The organism is Streptomyces sp. NPDC101234, assembly GCF_044767525.1.
GTDB classification, from domain to species: Bacteria; Actinomycetota; Actinomycetes; order Streptomycetales; family Streptomycetaceae; genus Streptomyces; species Streptomyces sasae.
The window spans coordinates 178,192-201,070 of sequence record NZ_JBIWOA010000016.1 but is presented as its reverse complement, the minus strand read 5'-3'; the positions used below and the strand labels follow the sequence as shown (position 1 = coordinate 201,070).

Sequence of the window (22,879 nt, the reverse complement as noted above, 5' to 3'; positions counted from 1 at the left end):
GCCGTCAGACGGCGGCCAGGGGCTTGGTCACCGGCGCGGGCACGGGCCGGCCGGGGTGGAGCTGCCTGGTGACCTCCGTCAGGTCGGCGATGAACATGCCCGCGAGTTCGGCGGTGAATCCGGTGCGGACCACCAGACGCAGCACGGAGACGTCCTGGCAGGGCGCGGGGAAGGTGTAGGCGGGCAGATGCCAGCCCCGGGCGCGCATCGCCTGGGAGATCTCGAAGACCGTCGGGCCCTCGGTGCCGGGGGCCAGCCGGAAGGCGAAGGCGGGCAGTTCGGAGCCGTCCGTGACCAGCTCGTAGGGCGGGATCCCCTGGATGCGGGTGGCGAGGGCACGGGCCGTCGTACGGCTCTGGACGGCCAGGTTCCGCAGCCCGTCGAAGCCGTACCGCAGGAAGCTGTAGTACTGCGCGACGACATGTGCGCCCGGACGGGAGAAGTTCAGGGTGAAGCTGGGGGAGCGGCCGCCCAGGTAGTCGACCTCGAAGACCAGGTCGTCGGGGAGGGCTTCGGCGTCACGCCACAGGGCCCAGCCCAGTCCGGGGAACACATGCCCGTACTTGTGCCCCGAGGTGTTGATGGAGGCGACGCGTTCGAGCTGGAAGTCCCACATCAGGCCCGGGTCGAGGAAGGGCGCCACCAGGGCGCCGGACGCGCCGTCGACGTGCACGGGGATGTCGGTGCCGGTGGCGGCCTGGTAGCCGTCCAGGGCCATGCAGATGTCGGCGACGGGCTCGTAGGAGCCGTCGAAGGTGGAGCCGAGGACGGTCACGACGCCGATGGTGTTGTCGTCGCAGTACGCGGTGAGCGTGTCGGGCGTGAGGTGGTAGCGGCCGGGCTCCATCGGGACGTAACGCGGCTCCACCTCGAAGTAGTTGGCGAACTTCTTCCAGCACACCTGGACGTTCGCGCCCATCACGAGGTTCGGACGCCCGGTGTCCTTGCCCTGTGCCCGCCGTCGGTCCTGCCAGCGGCGCTTGAGCGCGAGGCCGCCGAGCATGGCCGCCTCGCTGGAGCCGGTGGTGGAGCAGCCGCGGACCCGCTCCGGGCGCGGCGCGTGCCAGAGCCTGGCGAGCATCCGCACACAGCGCTCCTCCATCGCGGTGATCTGCGGGTACTCGGCGCGGTCCGCGAGGTTCTTCTCCGCGGTCTCCGCCATCAACTGCCGTGCCTCCGGCTCCATCCAGGTCGTCACGAAGGTGGCGAGGTTGAGCCGGGCGTTGCCGTCGAGCATCAGCTCGTCGCGCACCCGCCGCAGGATCAGGCCGGGCGACGACGCCGACTCCGGCAGCTCGTCGACCGGCAGCAGGAGGTCGGTGGCGGCGGGAGTGGTCAGGGTGTCGAACTCGGTCACGGGCATGACGTCGGTATTCGGGATGGGCATGCGTGCCTCGGTGCTTTCTGGTGCGTGTGGCCCCCGTGCACTTCGACGCTAGATCGCCGCGCGGTCCGACATGTCTGCCGATTACACCGATCCGGTGACCGGTTTGCGCACTGATGAACTGAATTTTCCCTCGCGTATACGGGCCCGTGCCGCGCCGCGGATGTCGGGGAGCCGACGGCCCGGTCGTGCGTCGATGCCTGGCATCGCGGATGCGTATTTCCGCCGCACCGCCGGGTTGCCTAGCGTGACATGAGTTCCGGGTCGACTCAATGACCCGGAGGAGTCCCGGGGAGTCCCGCGGGAGTCCCGGAAGAATCCCGGAAGAGGAGCGCCTTCATGAGCCAGCCGCCGCGCCGGATCGTCACCGGTCACGACGAGACGGGCGTCTCCGTGTTCCTCTCCGACGGCCCGCCGCCCGTCATCCGTACCGCTCCCGACGGCGCCGCCTTCTACGAGATGTGGAACACGGACTCGGTACCGGCGGCCATCGCGGCGGACGAGCCCGAGCCGACGGAGCGCGACCTGACCGTGCCGCCCGCCCCGGGCGGCACCAAGATCCGCGTCAACGAGTTCCCGCCGGGCTGTGTCTCCCCGACGCACCGGACCCAGACCGTGGACTACGGCATCGTCCTGGACGGCGAGGTCGTGCTCGTCCTCGACGACTCCGAGCGGGTGCTGCGCGCCGGGGACGTGGTGATCCAGCGCGGCACCGACCACCGCTGGGAGAACCGCACCGACACGGTGGCTCGGATGGCGTTCATCCTCGTGGACGGTGTCTTCAGCGAACCCCTGCTCAAGGTACTGGGTACCGAGGTGCTCGGCTCCCTGCTCGGCAGCCCGCTGGCCACCGACCAGTGACACCCACGGAGCCGGCCGTGTCCGCGGGCAGGCGGCTGGCGGGCAAGGTGGCCCTGATCTCGGGAACGGCCCGTGGCCAGGGCCGGGCGGCCGCGCTGCGCTTCGCGGCCGAGGGCGCCCTCGTCGTCGGCGGCGACCTGCTGCACGAGGAGGCCCTGGAGACCCAGCGGCTCGTCACGGAGGCGGGCGGCACCGCTCTCACCCCCGCCCGCCTGGACGCCACCGACGAGGACTCCGTCCGGGCCTGGGCGGAGGCGGCGGTGAACGCCTTCGGCGGCATCGACATCCTCTACGCCAACGCCGGCGCCGTCCGCTTCGGAGCGGTCGACACCCAGCCGTACGCCGACTTCGGCTTCACCATGCGCGCCGAACTGGACTCCGTATGGCTCGCCGCGCATGTCGCCTGGCCGCAGCTGGTCCGCAGCCAGGGCTGTGTCCTCACCGTCGGCTCGACCGCCGGGCTGACCGGGTCGCTCACCAACCGGCGCACCGCGCACTCGGCCTCGAAGGGCGCCGTCATCGCCCTGACCCGGCAACTCGCCGCCGAGGGAGCCCCGCACGGCGTCCGCGCCAACTGCATCAGCCCCGGAATGATCGACACCGAGGGCTCCCGCGGCGACCTGCTCGCCGCCGACCACCCCATGCGGACCATCGCCCGCCACATCCCCCTCGGCCGCGTAGGCCGCCCCGACGAGGTCGTCAACGCGGCCGTCTTCCTCGCCTCCGCCGAGGCCTCCTACATCACCGGCGCGAACCTCGTCGTCGACGGCGGCTGGTCGGCCGTTCTCCCTGGCTGAACGGCCCGTTCCGAACCCGGTATGGCAGCCATACCGGAGCTCGATCCACCCGTCGCGTCAGCTTCGTTGACCCTGACCGTCGCTCCGGGGGAGTCTCCAGCAGTCCGCCGAACCGCCGTCCGGCACACCAGCCGGCCCGGCCCGGCGGCGGCGCATCCGGCTGTCCTCAGCCGGGCCCGCAGGCCTCCCGCACCCGTGTTCCGCCGCCGCACTCGCAGCCGTACGCAAGGCCGCTGTCGGGCCCGTCCCCAACTCTCCGGAAGGGCACACATGTTGGCACCCCGCACCCCGTCCCGGACGTCCCGGACGTCCCGGACCTCCCAGAGACTCGCCCTGGCCGCCGTACCCGCTGTCTCCCTGCTGCTGCTCGGCCTCACCACCGCCCCAGCGTCGGCCGGTACGGCACGCGGCGCGGACTGCGGGCCCGCCGCGGACGGTGCCTCGGCGTACGCGCAGAGCTCGGGCACGGTCCACGAGGACCGCGCCGCGTTCGCGTCCGCCACCAGCGACGAGTCGGCGGTCCTGGTCACCGGCGGTGAGTTGTTCCTGCGGCACTCCACCGTCGCCAAGACCGGCGACAGCTCCAGCGCCCAGTCCAGCAGCTTCACCGGCCTCAACGCCGGCGTCCTGGTGAACAACGGCGGCGCCGCGCACCTGGAGCACACCTCCGTGACCACCAACGGGCTGGGCGCGAACGGGGTGTTCGCCACCGGCTCGACCAGCGTCCTGACCATGACCGGCTGTTCGATCACCACGACCGGCCAGGGCGCGCACGGTGCCGACGCCACGCACGGCGCCACCCTCTCGCTGCGGGACGTCGACGTCTCCACCCACGGTGCCAGCTCCTCCGCCATCGCCACCGATCAGGGCGGCGGCACCGTCGACGTCCGCGGCGGACACATCGTCGGCGACGGCGAACGCACCGCCGGCATCTACTCCACCGGCGACATCACCGTGCACGGCGCCGATGTGACCTCGGTCCAGGACAAGGGCGGTGTCATCGACGGCGCCAACTCCATCACCCTCGACCACGCCCGGCTCACCGGCGCGCTCGGCGGCTTCATGCTCTGGAACACCCTGCCGTTCCGCGAGGGGATCGACACGGTCAAGGTCGACGGCGGCGCGGTGACCGCCGAGTCCGGTGACCTCTTCTACGTCACCAACACCGAGTCCGACATCACCGTCAGCGACGGCGCCCGGCTGGTGCACCCGGAAGGTGCCCTGGTCGACGCGGACAGGGCGAGTGTCGTCCGCTTCACCGGTGAACATGTCCGCCTCCACGGCGACATCACGGCAAGCTCCGACAGCTCCGTCACCGCCACCCTCGAGGACGGCGCGGCCCTCACCGGCACGATCACCCATGCCGCGCTGGCGCTCGACCCGGGCGGCCACTGGACCGTGACCGGCGACTCGGCCCTGACCTCCCTCACCGGCGCGGAGATCCACGGCGACCGGATCACCGGCATCACCGGCAACGGCCACACCGTCACCTACGACGCCTCCCTGGCCGCCAACAGCGCCCTGGGCGGCCTCACCTACCGACTGGCGGGCGGCGGCGTCCTGACTCCGGCGGCCTGAGAGAGGTGTGTGAACCGGCCCGTCGCCGACACCGGACCGGTTCACGCACCCGCACCGCCATTCCCAATTTCTGGAACACGTTCTACGGTGTGCGCCGTCAGGACCGCCCTTGGGGAGCCTGGAGGCGCCGTGCACCTCGACCACACGCCCGAGCAGCAGCGGCTGCGCACCGAACTGCGCGCCTACTTCGCCGGCCTGGTGCCGGACAACGCCTACGCCCGCTACGCCGATCCGGCCGCGCAGAAGCGCTTCTACCGTGAGACCGTGCGGCGCCTCGGCACGGACGGCTGGCTCGGCGTGGGCTGGCCGAAGGAGTACGGCGGGCGCGGTCTGACCGCGATGGAACAGTTCATCTTCTTCGACGAGGCCGCCCAGGCGGGCGTACCGCTTCCGCTGATGGCGCTGAACACCGTCGGCCCGACGATCATGCGGTACGGCACGGACGAGCAGAAGTCGTACTTCCTGCCCCGCATCCTCTCCGGCGAGATCGACTTCGCCATCGGCTACAGCGAGCCCGACGCCGGCACCGACCTCGCCGCCCTGAAGACCAGGGCCGTCCGCGACGGCGACGAGTACGTGGTCGACGGCCAGAAGATCTGGACCACCAACGGCGACACCGCCGACTGGGTCTGGCTCGCCACCCGCACCGACCCCGAGGCCCCGCCCCACAAGGGCATCACCATGCTCCTGGTGCCGACCTCCGACCCCGGCTACTCCTGCACGGTGATCAATACCCTCGCCTCGCACGACACCACCGCCAGCTACTACGAGAACATCCGCGTCCCCGTCTCCCGCCGGGTCGGCGAGGAGAACCAGGGCTGGCGGCTGATCACCAACCAGCTCAACCACGAGCGGGTCACCCTCGCCGCCCACGGCACCATGGCGATCCGCGCCCTGCACGACGTGCAGCGCTGGGCCATGGAGACCAAGCTCGCCGACGGCCGCCGGGTGGTCGACCTGCCCTGGGTGCGCCGACGCCTCGCACAGACCCACACCCGCCTCGACGCCATGAAACTGTTGAACTGGCAGATGGTCACCGCCGTCCAGGAAGGCACCCTCACCCCGCAGGACGCCTCCGCCGTCAAGGTCTACGGCTCCGAGGCCCGCCGCGACGCCTACGCCTGGCTGATGGAGATCGCCGGCGCGGCGGGCCCGCTGAAGGAGGGCTCGGCCGGTGCGGTCCTCCACGGCGACCTGGAACGCGGGTACCGCTCGGCGGTCATCTTCACCTTCGGCGGCGGCAACAACGAGATCCAGCGGGAGATCATCTCCTGGATCGGACTGGGGATGCCGCGGGTACGGCGTTAGTCTGCGGTCATGGGCGGCGACCCCGGGCTGTTCACCCCGGCTTCCGTGACCTGGCAGCTGCACGGCGACCCCATGATGTGGGTCGCCGGTGTCCGAGCGCTGTATCTCCAGGCCCTGCACCCGCGCGCGGTGCGCGGGGTGATGGAGAACTCGGACTTCCGGCGGGACGCCTGGGGCCGGCTGATGCGGACCGCGAACTTCGTCGGCACGACGACCTACGGCACCGCCGAGGCCGCCGAACGGGCCGGAGCCCGCATCCGGAAGATCCACTGCATGCTGGGCGCGACCGACCCGGACTCCGGCGAGCGGTACGGAGTGGACGAACCCGAGCTGCTGCTGTGGGTGCACTGCGCCGAGATCGACTCCTATCTGCAGGTCGTCCGCCGCTCCGGCTTCCCGCTCACCGACGCCCAGGCCGACCGCTACATCGCCGAACACCGCGTCAGCGCCCGCCTGGTGGGCCTCGACCCGGCCGCCGTACCGGGGGACCAGAAGGAGATGGCCGCCTACTTCGATGAGGTACGGCCCCGACTCGCCGCCGGAGCCGACGCACGCGTGGTGGACGACTTCCTGCTCCGCCCGCCGACGCACCCGCTCCTGATACCGGCGCGCGAGGTGCTGTGGCGGCGCGTGGCCCGGCTGGCGTACGCCTCGCTGCCGCCGTACGCCCACGAGCTGTACGGCAGATCCGCCCCCGAACCCGCCGTCGTCACCCGCCGACTGCGGGCCACCGGCACCCTGCTGCGCTGTGTTCCCGCACGTCTGCGCTGGCAACTCCCGCCCAAACACATCCTGCGCGCCATGGCGAGGCTCGGCCCGGACGCGCGCCCGGCGCCGTACAAAGTCGGGCTATAGGGCGCCATAATGGACGAGCCGGGGGTGTGCGGCACGGCGCGGCCACGCTGTGCCGGTGACCCCCGGGGGAGCGCGGGGCTGGAGGCGACGGGGGGCGGCGGCGCGCGATGGCTGACAGCAGGCTGGTCCAGGGGCGGTACCGGCTGCTCGATCTGATCGGGCGGGGCGGGATGGGCGAGGTGTGGCGGGCCCGCGACGAGTCCCTCGGCCGGCAGGTCGCCGTGAAGTGCCTCAAGCCACTCGGCCCGCACCACGACCAGACCTTCACCCGTGTGCTGCGGGAGCGGTTCCGCCGCGAGGCGAGAGTGGCCGCCTCCCTGTCCCATCGCGGGGTGACCGTCGTCCATGACTTCGGCGAGCACGACGGCATCCTCTTCCTGGTGATGGAACTGCTCAGCGGCCGCAACCTCAGCCAGCTCCTGGAGGAGAACAAGCACCATCCGCTGCCCGTCGGCGACGTCGTCGACATCGCCGAGCAGGTCACCGCCGCCCTCGCCTACACCCACCAGCAGGGCGTCGTGCACCGGGACCTGAAACCGGCCAACATCATGCGGCTCACCGACGGCACGGTGAAGCTCTGCGACTTCGGCATCGCCCGCCTCGGCCACGACATCGGCATCACCTCCCGGCTGACCGGCACCGGCATCGCCATGGGCACCCCGCACTACATGTCCCCCGAACAGATCGGCGGCACCGAGGTCGACCAGCGCAGCGACCTGTACTCGCTGGGCTGCGTGCTGTACGAGATCGCCACCGGGACACCGCCGTTCGACCTCGGTGACGCCTGGGCGATCCTCGTCGGCCACCGCGACACCCCGCCCGCCCCGCCCCGCGACCACCGCCCCGAACTGCCCGGCTGGTTCGAGAAGGTCGTGCTCGACCTGCTGGCGAAACGGCCGGACCAACGCCCTTACGACGCGAGGGAGTTGGGGCGCCGGATCACCCTCGGGCGTACCACCCCCACCTACGTCCCCACCGTCGTCACCGCACAGCCCCGGCTCCGGCCCGCGGAACCGGCGTCCCGCGAGGGCCGGCTGCCCTCCTGGACCCGGGGCATGTCGACGGGCCACAAGGCGACGGGCGCCCTCCTGCGCGCCACCCCGCCCGACCCGGGTGCCGGGCTCACCGGAGAGTGGACCGCCCGCCCGGCCACCGCCGCCGAACCCCCGCCGGAACGCACCGCCCCCTCCCCGGAGACCGTCACCGCCCTCGCCGGCCGCCACAACGCCGGGCTCAGCCTCGGCCGCCTCGGGCGCTGGGCCGAGGCCGGAGTGGTGCACCGCGGCGTCGCCGCCGAACGCGCCCGGCTCCTCGGCCCGGACCACCCCGACACCCTGGCCAGCCGCTACGAGATCGCCTTCACCCTCAGCCGCACCGGCCGCGCCGCCGACGCCCTGCGCGAGTACACCGAGGTCGCCCGTGCCAGAGCGCGCGTGCTCGGCGCCGACCACCCGGAAACCCTCGCCGCCCGCCAGGAAATGGCCTATGTCCTGGGTCAGTTGGGGTGCCACTTCGATGCCCACCAGGTGTACGCGGCCGTACTCGCCGTCCGGCAGCGGCTGATGGGCCCGGACCATCCGGACACCCTGCGCTGCCGCCACAACCTCGCCTTCAACCTCAGCAGGCTGGGCCGACTCGAGGACTCGTACCGGATGGCCCACGACGTGGCCGTCGCCCGCGCCCGGGTCCTCGGCCCGCAGCACCCCGACACTCTGGTCACCCGCTACGAAGTCGCCTACGCGCTCGGACAGTTGGGACGCTGGGAGGAGGCCCTGGGCACCTACCGGGAGGTCGCCGAGGCCCGCGCCCGCGCCCTCGGCCCCGACCACCCGGACACCCTCGCCGCCCGCTACGAGGTCGGCATCAGCCTCGGCCGCCTCGGCCGCAGCACGGAGGCGCTCGCCCTCTACCGCACCCTGATCGACGACCGTACCCGCGTCCAGGGCCCCGCCCACCCCGAGACCCTGCGCGCCCGCCACGGCCTCGGCGTCAACCTCGGCCGGCTCGGCCGCTGGGAGGAGGCCCTCGCGGAGTCCCGCGACGTGTGCGCCATCCGTGAACGGGTCCTGGGCGCCGACCACCCCGACACACTGGTCAGCCGACGCGAGGTCGCGGTGAGCCTGGGCTGGCTGGGCCGCTGGGCGGACGCACTGACCGAGTACCGCCGGGTGGCGACGGCGCGCGAGAGGGTCCTGGGCGCGGACCATCCGGACACCCTCGCCAGCCGGAACGACGAGGCACACTGCCTGGAGCAACTGGGGAGGGGCGCCGAGGCGGTGGAGCTGTACCGCCGAGTGGCGGTACTGCGCCAACAGCGGGCTTCCGGCGGACGGCTCTGAAACGCGCCCCTCAGGGGCGCGGGGCTGAGACATCTGCGGCTCCGCCGCGTGGGCGCGACAAGCCCGCACTCACCCGCACATGCAATACGGCCCTCCCCGCGGAACGAACCGGCACGCCTCTTACCCACCTAGATCATCATGTGTTACGAAGAACCATGCCCCCTGCCACCGAAGCCCCCCGCACCTACGACGCCGTCATCGTCGGCGGCGGCCACAACGGCCTCGTCGCGGCCGCCTATCTGGCCAGGGCAGGCCGCTCCGTACTCGTGTTGGAGCGGCTCGGCCGAACCGGCGGCGCCGCCGTCTCGACCCGCCCCTTCGCCGGTGTCGACGCGCGGCTGTCGCGCTACTCCTACCTGGTCAGCCTGTTGCCACGGAAGATCGTCCGCGACCTCGGCCTGGACTTCCGCGTCCGCGGCCGCACCATCTCGTCGTACACCCCGGTGGAGCGCGACGGCCGGCCGACCGGACTGCTGGTCGGCGGCGGCGAACGGCGCATCCGCGAGGCCTTCGAACGGCTGACCGGGGGCAAGACGGAGTACCAGGCGTGGCGGCGGTTCTACGCCATGACCGGCAAGGTCGCCGAGCGGGTCTTCCCGACCCTCACCGAGCCGCTGCCCTCGCGCGAGGAACTGCGCCGCCGTATCGACGACGAGGCGGCGTGGCGGGCGCTGTTCGAGGAGCCGATCGGGGTCGCGATCGAGGAGAACTTCGCGGACGACCTGGTGCGCGGGGTCGTCCTCACGGACGCGCTGATCGGCACCTTCGCCACCGCCCACGACGCCTCGCTGCGCCAGAACCGCTGCTTCCTCTACCACGTCATCGGCGGCGGCACCGGCGCCTGGGACGTACCGGTCGGCGGCATGGGCGCCCTCACCGACGCGCTGGCCGCGGCCGCGCGCTCGGCGGGCGCGGAGATCGCCACCGGGCACGAGGCGGTGCGGATCGAGACGGACGGCCGCAGCGCCGAGGTCGCCTACCGCACAGCCGACGGCGAGGGCGTCGCCGCAGCCCGGCACGTCCTGGTCAACGCCGCCCCGCAGGAGCTCGCCGCGCTCACCGGCGGCCCGGCCCCGGAGCCCGCCGAGGGCGCCCAGCTCAAGGTGAACATGCTGCTGAAGCGGCTGCCCAGGCTGCGCGACACCGCCGTCGACCCGCGCGAGGCGTTCTCCGGTACCTTCCACATCGCCGAGGGCTACGGCCAACTGGCCGTCGCCCACGCCGAGGCCTCGGCCGGCCGGCTCCCCACCGCCCCGCCCGCGGAGATCTACTGCCACTCCCTGACCGACCCCACGATCCTCGGCCGTGACCTGGTCGCCCGCGGCTACCAGACCCTCACCCTCTTCGGCCTGCACACCCCCGCGCGGCTCTTCACCGCCGACAACGATGCCGTACGCGCGGAGCTCCTCAAGTCCACCCTCGCCCAACTCGACGCCCACCTCGCCGAACCGCTGGCCGACTGCCTCGCCCTTGACGCCGACGGCCGCCCCTGCATCGAGGCGAAGACCCCCCTGGACCTCGAACACGACCTCCGTCTCCCCGGCGGGAACATCTTCCACCGCGACCTCTCCTGGCCCTACGCCCAGGAGACCAGCGGCCGCTGGGGCGTCGAAACCCCCCACGCCAACGTCCTGCTGTGCGGGGCGGGCGCGGTGCGCGGGGGAGGGGTGAGCGGGGTACCGGGGCACAACGCGGCGATGGCGGTGCTGGAGGGGACGGGCGGCTGAGGCACCGGGGGTCAGGAGGCGCGGGGTTCGGTCCAGGACAGGCTGAGCGGGTGGCGAGCGGCCAACTCCTCGCACCCGCGGCGGACTTCGTCGACCGGCAGCCGTACCGCGGCGGCGTATGCGGCCAGGGCGCCTTCCTCGATCTCTGCGGCGGGGTCGATTCCCGGGGCGAGACCGTCCAGGTCATCGGACAACAGCATCCTGTCGACCACGTGACGCTCCAAGCGGGCGAGGGACCACAGCGCCGAGCGCCGGGCGTCCTCCTCCGCGCCGCGCATGGCCTCCTGGAGGGCATCGCGGTACGTGGGGTCGCCGAGTGCCACCAGTGCGGCCGGGAGGATGGAACCCGGCGGGAAGGACTACTCCTCCTGCAGTTCCAGAAGCGGCCCCACTGCACGGGGATCGCGGATTCGGACCAGGGCTTCGACCACGTCCGTGTCGGGCTCACCGTTCGCGCCGAGCAGTGTCCTCAGCAGGGGGTCGACGGCCAGCGGGTCGCCGAGCAGCCCCAGGGCCTCGACGACCGGCGAGCGCAGCAAGCCGCCGTCGTCGCTCAGGACGGCCAGGAGAGGTTCCACCGCCCGGCGGTCCCCCAGAAGACCCAGGGCCTCCACGACGGTCGCCCCGTGCCGCGGCTCTCGACGGCCATCAGGGCCAGCATGTCGAGCAGAGGTCCCACGGCTGCGGGATCACCGTGTCTGCCCAGAGCCCGGACCACGGAAAGACGTGACTCGCCGTCGGAGCGGGACAACAGGTCGAGCAGCGGCTGCACGGTTCCCGGAGCGCGGAGGTCCGCCAGGGCCCACAGAACGTCCCGACGGGGTGTGCCATCGCTGCTGAGGAGGAATTCCACCAGGGGTTCCAGGGCCCTGGCATCACCGATGGAACCGAGGGCGTGGACCACTTTGGCGTCGGGCTCGCCGTCGGGGCCGGCCAGGACGGCGGGCAGGGGATCCACCGCCCATCGATACGGCCGTACGGCCACGTTCGGTGAGACGCCGGTCGGTCGGCCCGCACCCGCGCCTGTGACCGGCCGCCCGGGCGTGACCCTCGGTCAATCATGGCGCACACCGAGAAATCTGACGGAGCATCAGAAAATGTCTTCCGTCGGCCGCCCGGCTGCGGCATCCTGCGCCCATGCAGACGGAGCTGAGCAAGACCCTGGGAGTCGAGCACGCCGTCTTCGGCTTCACGCCGTTTCCCGCCGTGGCCGCGGCCATCAGCCGGGCCGGCGGCTTCGGAGTGCTCGGCGCGGTCCGCTACACCGCCCCCGACGACCTCAAACGCGACCTCGACTGGATCGAGGCGCATGTCGACGGCAAGCCGTACGGGCTCGATGTCGTCATGCCCGCCAAGAAGGTCGAGGGCGTCAGCGAGGCCGACGTCGAGGCGATGATCCCGGAAGGGCACCGGCAGTTCGTCCGGGACACCCTCGCCAAGTACGGCGTGCCCGAGCTCGCCGAGGGCGAGGCGTCCGGATGGCGCATCACCGGGTGGATGGAGCAGGTCGCCCGCACCCAGCTCGACGTCGCCTTCGACTACCCGATCAGGCTGCTCGCCAACGCCCTCGGCTCCCCGCCCGCCGATGTCATCGCCCGCGCCCACGACCGGAACGTCCTGGTCGCCGCGCTCGCGGGCAGCGCCCGGCACGCCGTGAAGCACAAGGACGCGGGCATCGACATCGTGGTGGCACAGGGCTACGAGGCGGGCGGGCACACCGGTGAGATCGCCACCATGGTCCTCACCCCGGAGGTCGTCGACGCCGTCGCCCCGCTGCCCGTGCTCGCGGCGGGCGGGATCGGCGGCGGGCAGCAGGCGGCCGCCGCGCTCGCCCTCGGCGCCCAGGGCGTCTGGCTGGGCTCCCTCTGGCTGACCTGCACCGAGGCCGACCTCTCCTCACCCGCCGTGACCCGCAAACTCCTCGCCGCCGGCTCCGGCGACACGGTCCGCTCCCGCGCCCTGACCGGGAAACCGGCCCGCCAGCTGCGCACCGAGTGGACCGACGCCTGGGACGCCGCGGACGGCCCCGGCACCCTCCCCATGCCGCTCCAGGGCCTGCTCGTCGCCGAGGCCCTCACCCGCATCCAGAAGTACGAGGTCGAGCCCCTGCTCGGCACCCCTGTCGGCCAGATCGTCGGCCGCATGACCGCCGAACGCAGCGTCCAGGCCGTCTTCGACGACCTCACCCGCGGCTTCGAGCAGGCCGTCGACCGCATCAACCGCATCGCCGGAAGGAGCGGCAAGTGACCAGCACGCCCCCCGCCGGATTCTGGGCCCAGGCCACCCTCGACCCCGACCGCACGGTGCTCGTCGCCCCCGACGGTGAGGAGTGGACCGCCGGACGCCTGCTCGCGGCCACCAACCGCCTCGTCCACGGACTGCGCGCCGCCGGGCTGGAACGCGGCGACGCCTTCGCGGTCGTCCTGCCCAACGGCGTCGAGTTCTTCACCGCCTACCTGGCCGCCAGCCAGGCCGGCTTCTACCTCGTCCCCGTCAACCACCACTTCGTCGGCCCGGAGATCGGCTGGATCGTCGCCGACTCGGGGGCGAAGGTCCTCATCGCCCACGAACGGTTCGCGGGCCCGGCCCGGCACGCCGCCGACGAGGCCGGCCTCCCGGCCACCCACCGGTACGCGATCGGCGAGGTCGAGGGCTTCCGGCCGTACGCCGGACTCCTCGACGGACAACCCGAGTCCGCGCCCGCCGACCGCGAGCTCGGCTGGGTCATGAACTACACCTCAGGTACGACGGGACGCCCCCGTGGCATCCGCCGCCCGCTGCCCGGGAAGCTCCCCGAGGAGGCCTACCTCGGCGGCTTCCTCGGCATCTTCGGCATCCGGCCGTTCGGCGACAACGTCCACCTCGTCTGCTCACCGCTCTACCACACGGCCGTACTGCAGTTCGCGGGAGCGTCACTCCACATAGGCCACCGCCTGGTCCTGATGGACAAGTGGACCCCCGAGGAGATGCTCCGCCTGATCGACGCACACCAGTGCACCCACACCCATATGGTCCCGACCCAGTTCCACCGTCTGCTCGCCCTCCCCGAGGATGTGCGCGCACGCTATGACGTCTCCTCCATGCGACACGCCATCCACGGCGCCGCACCCTGCCCGGACCATGTCAAGCGGGCGATGCTCGACTGGTGGGGCCCCAGTGTCGAGGAGTACTACGCGGCCAGCGAGGGCGGCGGCGCCTTCGCCACCGCCGAGGACTGGCTGAAGAAACCCGGCACGGTCGGAAAGGCCTGGCCCATCAGCGAACTCGCGGTCTTCGACGACGACGGCAACCGGCTGCCGCCCGGCGAACTCGGCACCGTCTACATGAAGATGAACACCGGCGGTTTCTCCTACCACAAGGACGAGGCCAAGACGAGGAACAACCGCATCGGCGACTTCTTCACCGTCGGCGACCTCGGCTACCTCGACGAGGACGGCTACCTCTTCCTCCGCGACCGCAAGATCGACATGATCATCTCGGGCGGGGTCAACATCTACCCCGCCGAGATCGAGTCCGCGCTCCTCTCCCACCCCGCCGTCGCCGACGCCGCCGCCTTCGGCATCCCGCACGACGACTGGGGCGAGGAGGTCAAGGCCGTGGTCGAACCCGCCCCCGGACACGAGCCGGGACCGGACCTCGCCGCCGCCCTGCTCGCCCACTGCGCCGAGCGGCTGGCGGGATACAAATGCCCCAAGACCGTCGACTTCATCACCGAGATGCCCCGCGACCCCAACGGCAAGCTGTACAAGCGGCGGCTGCGGGACCCCTACTGGCAGGGGCGCACCCGGCCGGTGTGACCGCGTCCCGCGTCCTCATGACCGCGTCCCGCGTCCTCAGGGACGCGGGCGTTGACGGGTCTCCAGGAACCCGGCGAGGCCGGCGGCGTCCGTGCCGATCTTGCGGTAGACACGGGACAACAACTGCCGCACCCCCTGCTCGGTGAGGTGCAGCTCCTTGGCGACCACCGCCACCGGGAGCCCCTGGACGGTCAGTTCGGCGGTGCGGAGTTCCGGCGCGGTCAGCGTGTCCACCTGCACATAACGCAGCGGCAGCGGACGCAGTCCGGCCGCCGAGAGCTCCTCCCTGGCCCGGGCGGCGAGCGCCTCGGCGCCGCAGTGGACGGCTCCTTCCAGGCCCTGGTAGAGCCGGTCGGCGGCCTCCTGCAGCCGGCCGTTGCGGGACAGCGCGGCGCCGTGGCCGATCTGGGCGCGGGCGAGCTCATAGGCGGCCGGGGACTGTTCCAGGTGGCCGACGGCCTCCGCGTACAGGCCGACCGCGGCCGTCCCACCGGTCACCTCGGCGAGCGTGTGCAGAGCCTGACCGACGGTGGCGGCGGCACCGAAGTCCCGGGCCCGCCGCACGGCGTCCTGGGCATGTCCGACCGCCTCGTCCCGGGCGGTCGGGGCGAGCGCGGAGGCGAGCCGCAGCTGCCACGGGCACCAGGCCGGATTGCGCCAGCCCCGCCCGTCCAGCCACTCCCCGACCGCGGCCAGCAGCCGGGCCGCCTCGGCGTGCCGTCCCTCCGCGAGGAGGAGTTCGGCGTAGACGGTGCGGGGGTCGGGGTAGATGACGGTGTTGAGGGCTGTCTCGTCGAAGTGGTGCTCGTCGGCGAGTGAGCGTGCCTCCGTGACACGCCCGCGGGCCAGCAGGGTCTTGATGAGGATGCTCACGCCGAACCACTCGGCGGCCACGACCCCGTCCACCTTGTCGGCGATGCGCAGACCTTCCCGTACGGCGTTCTCGGCTTCGGCGAGCCAGCCGCGGCGGTAGCGGATGTAACCGGCGATGGTCTGGCCGAAGGCCAGGTGGGAGCCGTGCCACCCCTTGGCCACGCATTCGGCGATACCTTGGTTGAACAGCTCCTCGGCCCGTTGCGGCTGATCGCCGTACATGAAGACCAGGGCGACGGAAAGGGGTACCTCGAATCCCCGGTTCTCGTCGGTCCAGCTCATACCACCGCGCAGGGCCTTCTCGGCGTACGCGAGGGCGGTCTGCCTCGGTTCGCCGCGCATGGCGGCGTCCCAGGCCCGCAGCCCCAGGATGTAGCGCTCCTCCAGACTGCGGCCGGGCAACTGCTCGGCCAGACGCGCCAGCGTCCGAGAACGGGCCGGGGAGTCGCGGTCGTCGGAACGCACCATGCTCCAGACGAACTGATCGGCCTGCATGCGGAGTTTGACGCGAGGATTCGTGGCCTTCCGCGCTTCTTCGGCGGCCACGGTCACGGCCTCCGCCAACTTGTCGGTATGGGCCAGAGCCGTCGTCAGCCGGTAGACGACGGAGGCACGCAGATCGGGGTCGACGTCGGGCTGTGCCAGCGCCTGGCGCAGATGTCTCACCGTGGCGGTGGGCTCGATCAGGAACGTGGCACACGCGAGTTCGTGAAGGACCGCGGCATGGTCCTCGGGCAGCGGCGGCTCCTGCAGCGCGCGGGCCAGCAGCCGGCGGGCCGCGTCGGTGGCCCCGGCACGCAGGTATTCGCGAGCGGCCTCGCGCAGACAGGCGACCGTTTCGGGACGGTCCTCGCACGGGACTTCCAGCAGATGCCGCGCGGCTGCGGTGGGGCCGTACCCCGCGGCCAGGAGGGCCTGCGCGGCGGTGTTGTGCAAACCGGTCCGGAAACCCGTGCGGATGGACCGGTAGATCGTCGTGGTGATGAGCGGGTGTACGAATTCGAGCTCGCCCTCGGGGCCGTGGCCGTTGGCCAGGATCCGGGCCGCGCGCAACTTCTCGGTCGCCTCGGCGACGGCCTCGTCGCCGAGCACCGAGATGGTCGCCGCGAGTTGCGGCGAGAAGGGTGAGCCCAGCACAGCAGCGGTGTGCGCGAAGCGGACGGTCGCGGTTCCGAGCCGTTCCAGACGCTCGATCAGCCCCGGGCCCTTGATCGCCGCGGCAAGCTCGCGCATGGCCGGCAGGTCGTCGTCGGTGCCGGTCAGCCTCCGCTCGGCGAGTCCGATGGCGAGCTCCACCGCCTCGAAGGGGCTCCCGCCGGAGGCCGACCAGCATTCCTTGCAGAACCGGTCCTCCGCCGCCTCCCCGATCTCGTTCCTGACGATCTGCGCCACTCCCTCGGTGGTGAGCAGAGCCAGGTTGTGGGGGCGGTCCCCATGGTCGCCCATGAGCGCACGGAGTCCGCCGGCCTCGGCGGGCAGCTCGTCGGGCCGGTAGGCGACCACGATCAGCAGGGGGAGGTCGTCGACGCGCGGTGCGAAGGAGGCGAGCCAGGTCAGTGACTCGGCGTCCGTCCAGTGCAGGTCGTCCACGAGCAGGACGACGGGAGCCTTCTTCACCGTGAGGCGCGTCATGACCCAGTCGAGACCTTCGCGCACACCGGTCGGATCCGGCGCGGGAGCGGGTCCCTTCGCCTCGAGACTGAGCACGCCGGCGACGGTGTCGTACCAACTTCCCAGGAAGGCGTGGAGCTCCGCCTCGTCCATCCTCGCCAGTGACGGCTGCATCAACTGGCGTACCACGCGGAACGCCGAACCCTGTTCCGCCTCGCCACCACGGCCCGACAGCACGGTGAATCCGTGTGCCGCGGCCCGGGCACGTGCTTCCGTGACGAGTGCTGTCTTGCCCAATCCGGCCGACCCGGTGAAGGCGAGCAGTCCCTTGCGCCTTGCTCGCGGCGTGCCGTCCGCGGTGCGTCGCAGCTCCTGGAACGCGGCATCGAGGGCATGGAGTTCCCCTCGGCGTTCGATCAACGTCTCCTGGTCCGTGATCGGTTGCCGCAGCTCCGTTGCCATGAGCCGTACCGCTTTCTGTCGTTCGGCCTACGGGACAGCCGAGCGTACGCCCCGTCGAGGTGCGATAGGCCGGATTGAGCACTATAGGGTGAATCATCAACTGACAGATGGGAGAATGCCTGCTCGCTGGGTACGAGGACCTGGATGGACACCTCCGGTGGAGGTTTACTGCGGAGTCCTTATGGCACGGCAGGTATTGAGGTCACATCCGAGTAGCGCGGCACGGTGCGGGACCACTGGTAGCACCCGCGGATCCAGCCGATCATTCCTTCGATGTAACCGACACCGGCTACGCTCAACTCCGGTTCGATGGTCCGGTACAGCCTCAGGAACTCTTCGATCGTGCCGTTGACCCGCTGGACGGCAAGGAAGACGGCAGCCTGGAGAGAACACTGGTGTTCGCGTTGATAGGCCAGGGCCAGGTTGATCATTTCGCCCGCACGCCGTTCCTTCACCGCGGAGAACAGGTCGGCCGTCCACACGGCCGCGTCGGCCGACAGCCGGGTGAGCCGCTCCACGGCGGGGTGGTGGAGTTCGGCAAGGGGTATCTCGTGCGGCTGGGCGGCCTCGTACAACGGGTAGAACGGCTCGACTCCGGCGGTCAGTGACCGTATGGAGGTGCAGTCTCCCCGCCGCAAGGGGAAGGGCTGCGCCTGCGCCACCGCTTCGTACAGCAGGCCGTGCACGTATTCACGGCTCTTCCAGGCCCAGCGCGCGGCCTGTGCGGGTGTGCACCGTTCCCGGACCTGCCGGTGGAGGTCGGCCAGGGCCGCTCCGAGCGGGGTGCTGGGCGGCCGGTCGTCCCGCAGGATCGCGACGCTCTCGCACAGCATCGGCACCAGCCTGCCGGGAGAGTACCGGCCGACGTCCTCCGCACGGTCGTCGAAGACGAACTGATAGGCGATCTGATTGGCCACGATCTGGAGGAGCCCCGAGTCGACGGCGGCGCTGGTGCAGGACGCGAGCTCGGCGGGGCGGGTACGGGCGATCATCGTCGCCACGCCCGGTTCGTCGGTCAGCCCCCACGCCCTCAGCCACGCGTCGACACCGGCCGCGGCCTCGGATTCATGAGGATTGCGGGCGAACGGGAACGGCATGGTGAGGTGGGCGTCGATCAGATCCCTGAGATCGGAGACCTGGGATGCGTCCAGGACGCCGACCGCGCTTTCCTCATGTGTTGTCGACAACGTGACCACCTGCCGTTCGGGGGTGTGAAGTGCCGTGCGTGGGACGGGCTTCGCAGACCATGACCAGTGATCGAGGCCCCAGGGTGATCGCGGGCCGCGGTATCCGCTCGACGTACCCGGGCAGATGGCGCAGGCGCCGGCGCCCGGCGATGGTCGCGAGCGCCAGGGTGGCCTCCACCATGGCGAACTCGTCGCCGACGCATTTGCGGTTGCCCGCGGAGAACGGCATCATCGCGCGGCGCTGCTCGGCGGTGAGCCGCCCGGGCGACCAGCGGTCGGGGTCGAAGCGCTCGGGATCGGGGAACGAGGCCGGATCGTGGTGCAGGAGGTAGGGGCTGTAGAGCACGGTGGCCCCCTCGGGCAGCCGGCGTCCGGCGAGTTCCGTCTCCCTGGTGGTGACGCGGGTGAAGAGCCAGCCGGGCGACGAGTGACGCAGCGTCTCGGAGACGACGGACCGGGTGTAGCCGAGGTGCGGCAGATCGGCGGGTCCGGGCCGGCGGCCGTCGGCGAGGACGGTGTCCAGTTCGGCGTGCAGCCGGCGCTCGGCCTCCGGATGGCGGGCCAGCAGGCTGAACGCCGAGGCCAGGCAGAGCGCCGTGGTCTCGGCGCCCGCCAGCAGCAGCGTGATCAGGTGGTCGTGGATCTCCTGGTCCGTGATCGCCGTCGGACCGCTCTCGCCGCGCGCCGCCGCCAGCAGTGTTCCCAGTACGTCGTCGCGGTCGTAGCGGATGTCGCCGTCGTCGCCCCGGCGGCGCTCGGCGATCGCCGTGTCGATGACGGCGTGCAGACGGGCGAGGGCGCGCCGGTAGCGGCGGTTGGCGGGGGTGGGGAGGCGGAACAGGGCGTCGATCGGTACGACGGTGCGGACGAAGAGGCCGCGGACCACGTCGGAGAGACAGTTCCGCACCTCGGCGGCCGTCGCGTCGTCCAGCGAGTCGGAGAACAGGACCCGGCTGATCACACGGGTCGTGAGGGTCATCATCGCCTCGGTGACAGGAACGGCCCGCCCCGTCCGCCACCCCTCGCACACCGCCTCGGCCTCCTCGGCGACGAGGTCCGTGTACACGGAGACATGGGAGGAACGGAAGGCGGGCTGCAGCAGTCGGCGCTTGTCCCGGTGCGTCGCCTGGCGGCAGGTGACGAGTCCGTCGCCCATCAGGTTCCCCAGCCTGTCGTACAGCGGGCCCCCCTTGTCGAAGGTGTGCGGATCCATGAGCACCTCGTGGGCCAGCTCCGGGCGGCACACCATCCAGGCACGCTGGGGGCCCAGCCGTATCTCGACCAGATCCCCGTGCGCGGGCAAAGAATTCAGAAACGCCAGCGGTCGGCGATATAAGGCGATAGCGTGACCGAGAAGAGGGAATATGCCGGGAGCAGTACCTGTCGTCCACGTTCGTTTTTGTTCAGGCGCAGCACGGTGCATGGAAACCTCCTGCCCACTGCGAGACGTGTCCTGCCCAGTTGACCGGCATTCGGTTTCCAGAAGGCTTTCCCCAAAGGGGCGCACGGGGGCACGTTGAAGCACATGTCACGTTCGGTGAACGACCATTGATGCATATCGCATCGACTGTGATTTTCTCGTACCCCACGAGTGTGGTCCCGCCCCATATGACGCGGGACCACATAGGCTCAGTGTTCGTGCACGCGAACCGTTTTCAACGCGGGTGACGACAGGACGTCCTTCTCGCAGAACCGCGCGGTCACCCATTTCTCGCCCGAGAACAGCGGGGTCTGGTCGCTGTAGTGGGGCGAGTTCGGGTTCGAGGACTGGGAGTACGTCAGCAGGGTGCGGGCCACCGGGCAGCCACTGCCGTCCCAGCCCACCGCCTGGATGTGGCTGGAGCCGAACGACACGTCGGTGTAGCCGCCCTGCGCCGCGTTCCACACCGGCTCGATCTTGTTCCACACACCCAGCGCCTCCGTACCGCCCGGCACCGGGTTCCGTTGGCCGTTCCGTACGACGAACTGGTGGTCGCCGAGCGGGGAGTCCAGCGGGATGCCCGCGGTGCGCAACTCGGCGACGGCGTCGGCGAGGGCCGTGGCGAAGCCGGGCGCCGTGGTGTCGAGCGTGTTCGGGGTGTGCACCGGGTCGGCCGCCGAGAACGGCACCTTCCAGAGCCGGGCGGGCGAGACCGCAGCTGTCAGCTTCCGCCAGAAACGGTCGAAGAGCAGAGCGCCGCGACTGCCGGTGTCCATGGTGCGGTCCCAGGCCGCGAGCACCGGGCAGGCCGCCGAGACGTCGACCACCGTGCCGTCGCTGCCCTTGGCCGTCCTGCCCGGCAGCACGGCGCACGCCTTCGCCGCGTCGGCCGCCGCCAGGGCACCGGCGGGCACCCGGTTCGAGAACTCCTGGTCCTGGAGGTCCCGGACGGTCAGCCCGCCCCGTTTCGCCATCGCCGTCACGTCCTCGATCGCACCCCGGGTCCGCAGCCCGCGTGGCGTCCCGACCGTGCCGAAGATCCGCTCGTACCCGGTGAGCGGCCGGTCCAGGTTGGTCAGCCAGGCGCTGTCGTTGGAGTTCTCCGCGTACGGGGCGTCCTTGAGGGTGGGCATGCGGGAGGGCCCGAAGATGCCGGGCTGGACGGCGTCGGCGTCACTGCCCGGCGCGCAGTCGGACCGCGAGCCGTCGAGGACCGCGAGCCCCGCCTGCGGATAGGTGATCCTGCCCAGGTCGGTGGAGCAACGCGCCGCGAGCTCGTCGGTGATCCGGGGCAGTACCTGCGACTGGGTGTAGAGGGTGTGCCCGGCGGAGTCCGCAGCGATCGTGTTCACCCACGGGAGCCCCTGATGCCTGTCGAGGGACGCGAGGACGTCCGCCGTGGAGCGCGCCTTGCCGAAGCCGAGCGAGGTGTCGGCGAACCGGAAGTTCGCGGCGTTGGGGTCGCTGAAGGCGTACGCCGTCGTGGTGGTCCAGGGCAGCGGCGGATCACCGTCCGGGTCGGCGACCACCGGGCCGTACCGCGTCCACCACTGGCTGCGGGTGACGGGAGCGCCGCCCCTGACCGCGACCGTCACCGTCCGCCTGGTCATCCGCTCCGGTCTGCCGTCCACCAGATACACGGTGGGGTCGGACGGATCGAGTGTCAGCCGGGTCAGGTCGAAGGGGACACCGGTCGAGACGGTGTGGCTCCACGCCACACGGGAGTTGTAGCCGATGGCGATGGTCGGCGTGCCGAGCAGTGACGCACCGGCGACGTTCAGCTCGCCCGGGATGGTCTGCTGCGACTGCCAGAACCGGCGTCCGCCCTGCCACGGGTAGTGCGGATTGCCCAGCAGCAGACCACGGCCGTTGGCGGTGGTGGCACCGCTGAACGCGACCGCGTTCGATCCCATGTCGGCCGTGCCGGACCGCGTCTGTACGGCCCTGACCAGAGCCTCGGCGTCGATTCCCCGCCCGGGCGCCGTGGCGCCGGTGGGTGGCGCCGCGCCGGTGATCTCGTCCACGGCACCGCCCTGGCCGCCGAGCACGGAGAGGGCGTAGTAACGGGTGGCCACGTCCAGCGTGCTGATGGGCCGCACCCAGGCGGCACCCCGGCAGGCCGGGTCGGTGATCCGGTTTTGCGCCAGCCAGGCGTCGTACCCGGCGGCGAAGCCCCGCATCAGGTCCTTCACCTGCCGGCTCGGGCCCAGCGGAGCCGGTTCGGCGAGCAGCTTCGCCACGGTGCCCGACCGGCGTACACCACGGAAGTACAGGTCGCTGGAGAGGTTGTCGCCGGCAGAGGAGAGCGAGAAGTCGGTGGCCGCGGTCGGGCCGAGGAAACGCGAGCGGTCGCCGCGTACCGTCAGGAAGCCGTCGGCGAGGGTGCAGACCTGGTCGGCGGCCTGCGCCCAGCCGGTGCCGAAGCCGAGGTCCGCGTAGTCCTTGGCGAGGATGTGCGGGATGCCGTACTCGGTGTAGCGGATGACGGCGGACAGACCGCCGTGCGACGGCCGGTCCTGATGACTTCGCGACCCGGCCGCCGCGGCCGGTAACGCGGCCGATGCGGTGAGCAGCGCGACGGCTGTGACGAACAGCCGTCTCACACGGGTGGTGCGCATCTGTGCCTCCCAACGTCGTTGAGGGAAGAGGAAGTTGAGCGCGGGCGCGGGCGTGCGGTTCC

At 71.5% G+C, this 22,879-nt stretch carries 17 protein-coding genes; 9 read left to right on the top strand and 8 right to left on the bottom strand.

Annotation, left to right across the window (positions count from 1 at the left end; all coding sequences use genetic code 11):
* Nucleotides 1-4: 4 nt before the first annotated feature.
* The gene (locus tag ACIRR9_RS28535; protein ID WP_403757372.1) at nucleotides 5-1,387 is read right to left on the bottom strand and encodes a glutamate decarboxylase; all 1,383 of its coding nucleotides are present in this window, start codon (nucleotides 1,385-1,387) and stop codon (nucleotides 5-7) included.
* Between the two features lie 336 nt (nucleotides 1,388-1,723).
* Here ACIRR9_RS28535 and ACIRR9_RS28530 point away from each other — a divergent pair, with 336 nt between their 5' ends.
* The 7 genes from ACIRR9_RS28530 (at nucleotide 1,724) to ACIRR9_RS28500 (ending at nucleotide 10,849) form a co-directional block, all read left to right on the top strand.
* Entirely contained in the window at nucleotides 1,724-2,245 is a 522-nt protein-coding gene (locus ACIRR9_RS28530) for a cupin domain-containing protein (RefSeq protein ID WP_403757369.1), read from the top strand.
* 17 nt (nucleotides 2,246-2,262) lie between these two features.
* Nucleotides 2,263-3,042: an SDR family NAD(P)-dependent oxidoreductase gene (locus tag ACIRR9_RS28525; RefSeq protein WP_403757366.1), complete on the top strand. Its 780-nt coding sequence runs from the start codon at nucleotides 2,263-2,265 to the stop codon at nucleotides 3,040-3,042.
* Between the two features lie 270 nt (nucleotides 3,043-3,312).
* A complete protein-coding gene (locus ACIRR9_RS28520) occupies nucleotides 3,313-4,620 on the top strand; it encodes a hypothetical protein (RefSeq protein WP_403757363.1) in 1,308 nt (435 codons plus the stop codon).
* Between the two features lie 129 nt (nucleotides 4,621-4,749).
* Nucleotides 4,750-5,928, top strand: coding sequence for an acyl-CoA dehydrogenase family protein (locus tag ACIRR9_RS28515; RefSeq protein WP_365340843.1), 1,179 nt, complete (start codon nucleotides 4,750-4,752; stop codon nucleotides 5,926-5,928).
* Nucleotides 5,929-5,937: 9 nt separating this feature from the next.
* Nucleotides 5,938-6,783 carry an oxygenase MpaB family protein gene (locus ACIRR9_RS28510; protein ID WP_403757360.1) on the top strand — a complete coding sequence of 282 codons (846 nt, stop codon included), beginning with the start codon at nucleotides 5,938-5,940 and terminating at the stop codon, nucleotides 6,781-6,783.
* Nucleotides 6,784-6,890: 107 nt separating this feature from the next.
* Nucleotides 6,891-9,122 carry a tetratricopeptide repeat protein gene (locus ACIRR9_RS28505; protein WP_403757357.1) on the top strand — a complete coding sequence of 744 codons (2,232 nt, stop codon included), beginning with the start codon at nucleotides 6,891-6,893 and terminating at the stop codon, nucleotides 9,120-9,122.
* A 155-nt stretch (nucleotides 9,123-9,277) separates the two neighbouring features.
* Entirely contained in the window at nucleotides 9,278-10,849 is a 1,572-nt protein-coding gene (locus ACIRR9_RS28500) for a phytoene desaturase family protein (RefSeq protein ID WP_403757354.1), read from the top strand.
* Between the two features lie 11 nt (nucleotides 10,850-10,860).
* Here the strand turns inward: ACIRR9_RS28500 and ACIRR9_RS28495 are convergent, their stop codons facing one another.
* From ACIRR9_RS28495 to ACIRR9_RS28485, 3 genes are read right to left on the bottom strand one after another with little or no spacing between them, the layout of a single operon-like run.
* A complete protein-coding gene (locus ACIRR9_RS28495; RefSeq protein ID WP_403757351.1) occupies nucleotides 10,861-11,172 on the bottom strand; it encodes a hypothetical protein in 312 nt (103 codons plus the stop codon).
* 36 nt (nucleotides 11,173-11,208) lie between these two features.
* The gene (locus ACIRR9_RS28490; RefSeq protein ID WP_403757349.1) at nucleotides 11,209-11,463 is read right to left on the bottom strand and encodes a HEAT repeat domain-containing protein; all 255 of its coding nucleotides are present in this window, start codon (nucleotides 11,461-11,463) and stop codon (nucleotides 11,209-11,211) included.
* On the bottom strand, nucleotides 11,403-11,807 hold the full coding sequence (locus ACIRR9_RS28485; RefSeq protein ID WP_403757346.1) for a HEAT repeat domain-containing protein: 405 nt from the start codon (nucleotides 11,805-11,807) through the stop codon (nucleotides 11,403-11,405). Before ACIRR9_RS28485 ends, ACIRR9_RS28490 begins: the two co-directional genes overlap by 61 nt.
* A 179-nt stretch (nucleotides 11,808-11,986) precedes the next feature.
* Between ACIRR9_RS28485 and ACIRR9_RS28480 the strand changes: the two genes are divergently transcribed.
* Together ACIRR9_RS28480 and ACIRR9_RS28475 are read left to right on the top strand one after the other, a co-directional pair.
* Entirely contained in the window at nucleotides 11,987-13,096 is a 1,110-nt protein-coding gene (locus ACIRR9_RS28480) for a nitronate monooxygenase (protein WP_403757343.1), read from the top strand.
* The gene (locus tag ACIRR9_RS28475) at nucleotides 13,093-14,646 is read left to right on the top strand and encodes an acyl-CoA synthetase (protein ID WP_403757340.1); all 1,554 of its coding nucleotides are present in this window, start codon (nucleotides 13,093-13,095) and stop codon (nucleotides 14,644-14,646) included. The genes ACIRR9_RS28480 and ACIRR9_RS28475 overlap by 4 nt, the downstream gene beginning before the upstream one ends.
* A gap of 36 nt (nucleotides 14,647-14,682) precedes the next feature.
* On the opposite strand, the gene ACIRR9_RS28470 is transcribed toward ACIRR9_RS28475, so the two are convergent.
* From ACIRR9_RS28470 to ACIRR9_RS28455, 4 genes are all read right to left on the bottom strand, one after another.
* A complete protein-coding gene (locus ACIRR9_RS28470; protein ID WP_403757337.1) occupies nucleotides 14,683-17,592 on the bottom strand; it encodes an ATP-binding protein in 2,910 nt (969 codons plus the stop codon).
* A 179-nt stretch (nucleotides 17,593-17,771) separates the two neighbouring features.
* Nucleotides 17,772-18,788, bottom strand: coding sequence for a (-)-alpha-amorphene synthase (locus tag ACIRR9_RS28465; RefSeq protein ID WP_403757334.1), 1,017 nt, complete (start codon nucleotides 18,786-18,788; stop codon nucleotides 17,772-17,774).
* On the bottom strand, nucleotides 18,763-20,202 hold the full coding sequence (locus tag ACIRR9_RS28460; protein ID WP_403757331.1) for a cytochrome P450: 1,440 nt from the start codon (nucleotides 20,200-20,202) through the stop codon (nucleotides 18,763-18,765). The genes ACIRR9_RS28465 and ACIRR9_RS28460 overlap by 26 nt, the downstream gene beginning before the upstream one ends.
* Before the next feature lie 206 nt (nucleotides 20,203-20,408).
* Nucleotides 20,409-22,817: a penicillin acylase family protein gene (locus ACIRR9_RS28455; RefSeq protein WP_403757328.1), complete on the bottom strand. Its 2,409-nt coding sequence runs from the start codon at nucleotides 22,815-22,817 to the stop codon at nucleotides 20,409-20,411.
* Nucleotides 22,818-22,879 lie beyond the last annotated feature (62 nt).

Coding starts and splice junctions, on each gene's coding strand:
- ACIRR9_RS28535 (WP_403757372.1), bottom strand. CDS start 1,387: ATGCCCATCCCGAATACCGACGTCATGCCCGTGACCGAGTTCGACACC.
- ACIRR9_RS28530 (WP_403757369.1), top strand. CDS start 1,724: ATGAGCCAGCCGCCGCGCCGGATCGTCACCGGTCACGACGAGACGGGC.
- ACIRR9_RS28520 (WP_403757363.1), top strand. CDS start 3,313: ATGTTGGCACCCCGCACCCCGTCCCGGACGTCCCGGACGTCCCGGACC.
- ACIRR9_RS28510 (WP_403757360.1), top strand. CDS start 5,938: ATGGGCGGCGACCCCGGGCTGTTCACCCCGGCTTCCGTGACCTGGCAG.
- ACIRR9_RS28505 (WP_403757357.1), top strand. CDS start 6,891: ATGGCTGACAGCAGGCTGGTCCAGGGGCGGTACCGGCTGCTCGATCTG.
- ACIRR9_RS28500 (WP_403757354.1), top strand. CDS start 9,278: ATGCCCCCTGCCACCGAAGCCCCCCGCACCTACGACGCCGTCATCGTC.
- ACIRR9_RS28480 (WP_403757343.1), top strand. CDS start 11,987: ATGCAGACGGAGCTGAGCAAGACCCTGGGAGTCGAGCACGCCGTCTTC.
- ACIRR9_RS28470 (WP_403757337.1), bottom strand. CDS start 17,592: ATGGCAACGGAGCTGCGGCAACCGATCACGGACCAGGAGACGTTGATC.
- ACIRR9_RS28460 (WP_403757331.1), bottom strand. CDS start 20,202: ATGCACCGTGCTGCGCCTGAACAAAAACGAACGTGGACGACAGGTACT.
- ACIRR9_RS28455 (WP_403757328.1), bottom strand. CDS start 22,817: ATGCGCACCACCCGTGTGAGACGGCTGTTCGTCACAGCCGTCGCGCTG.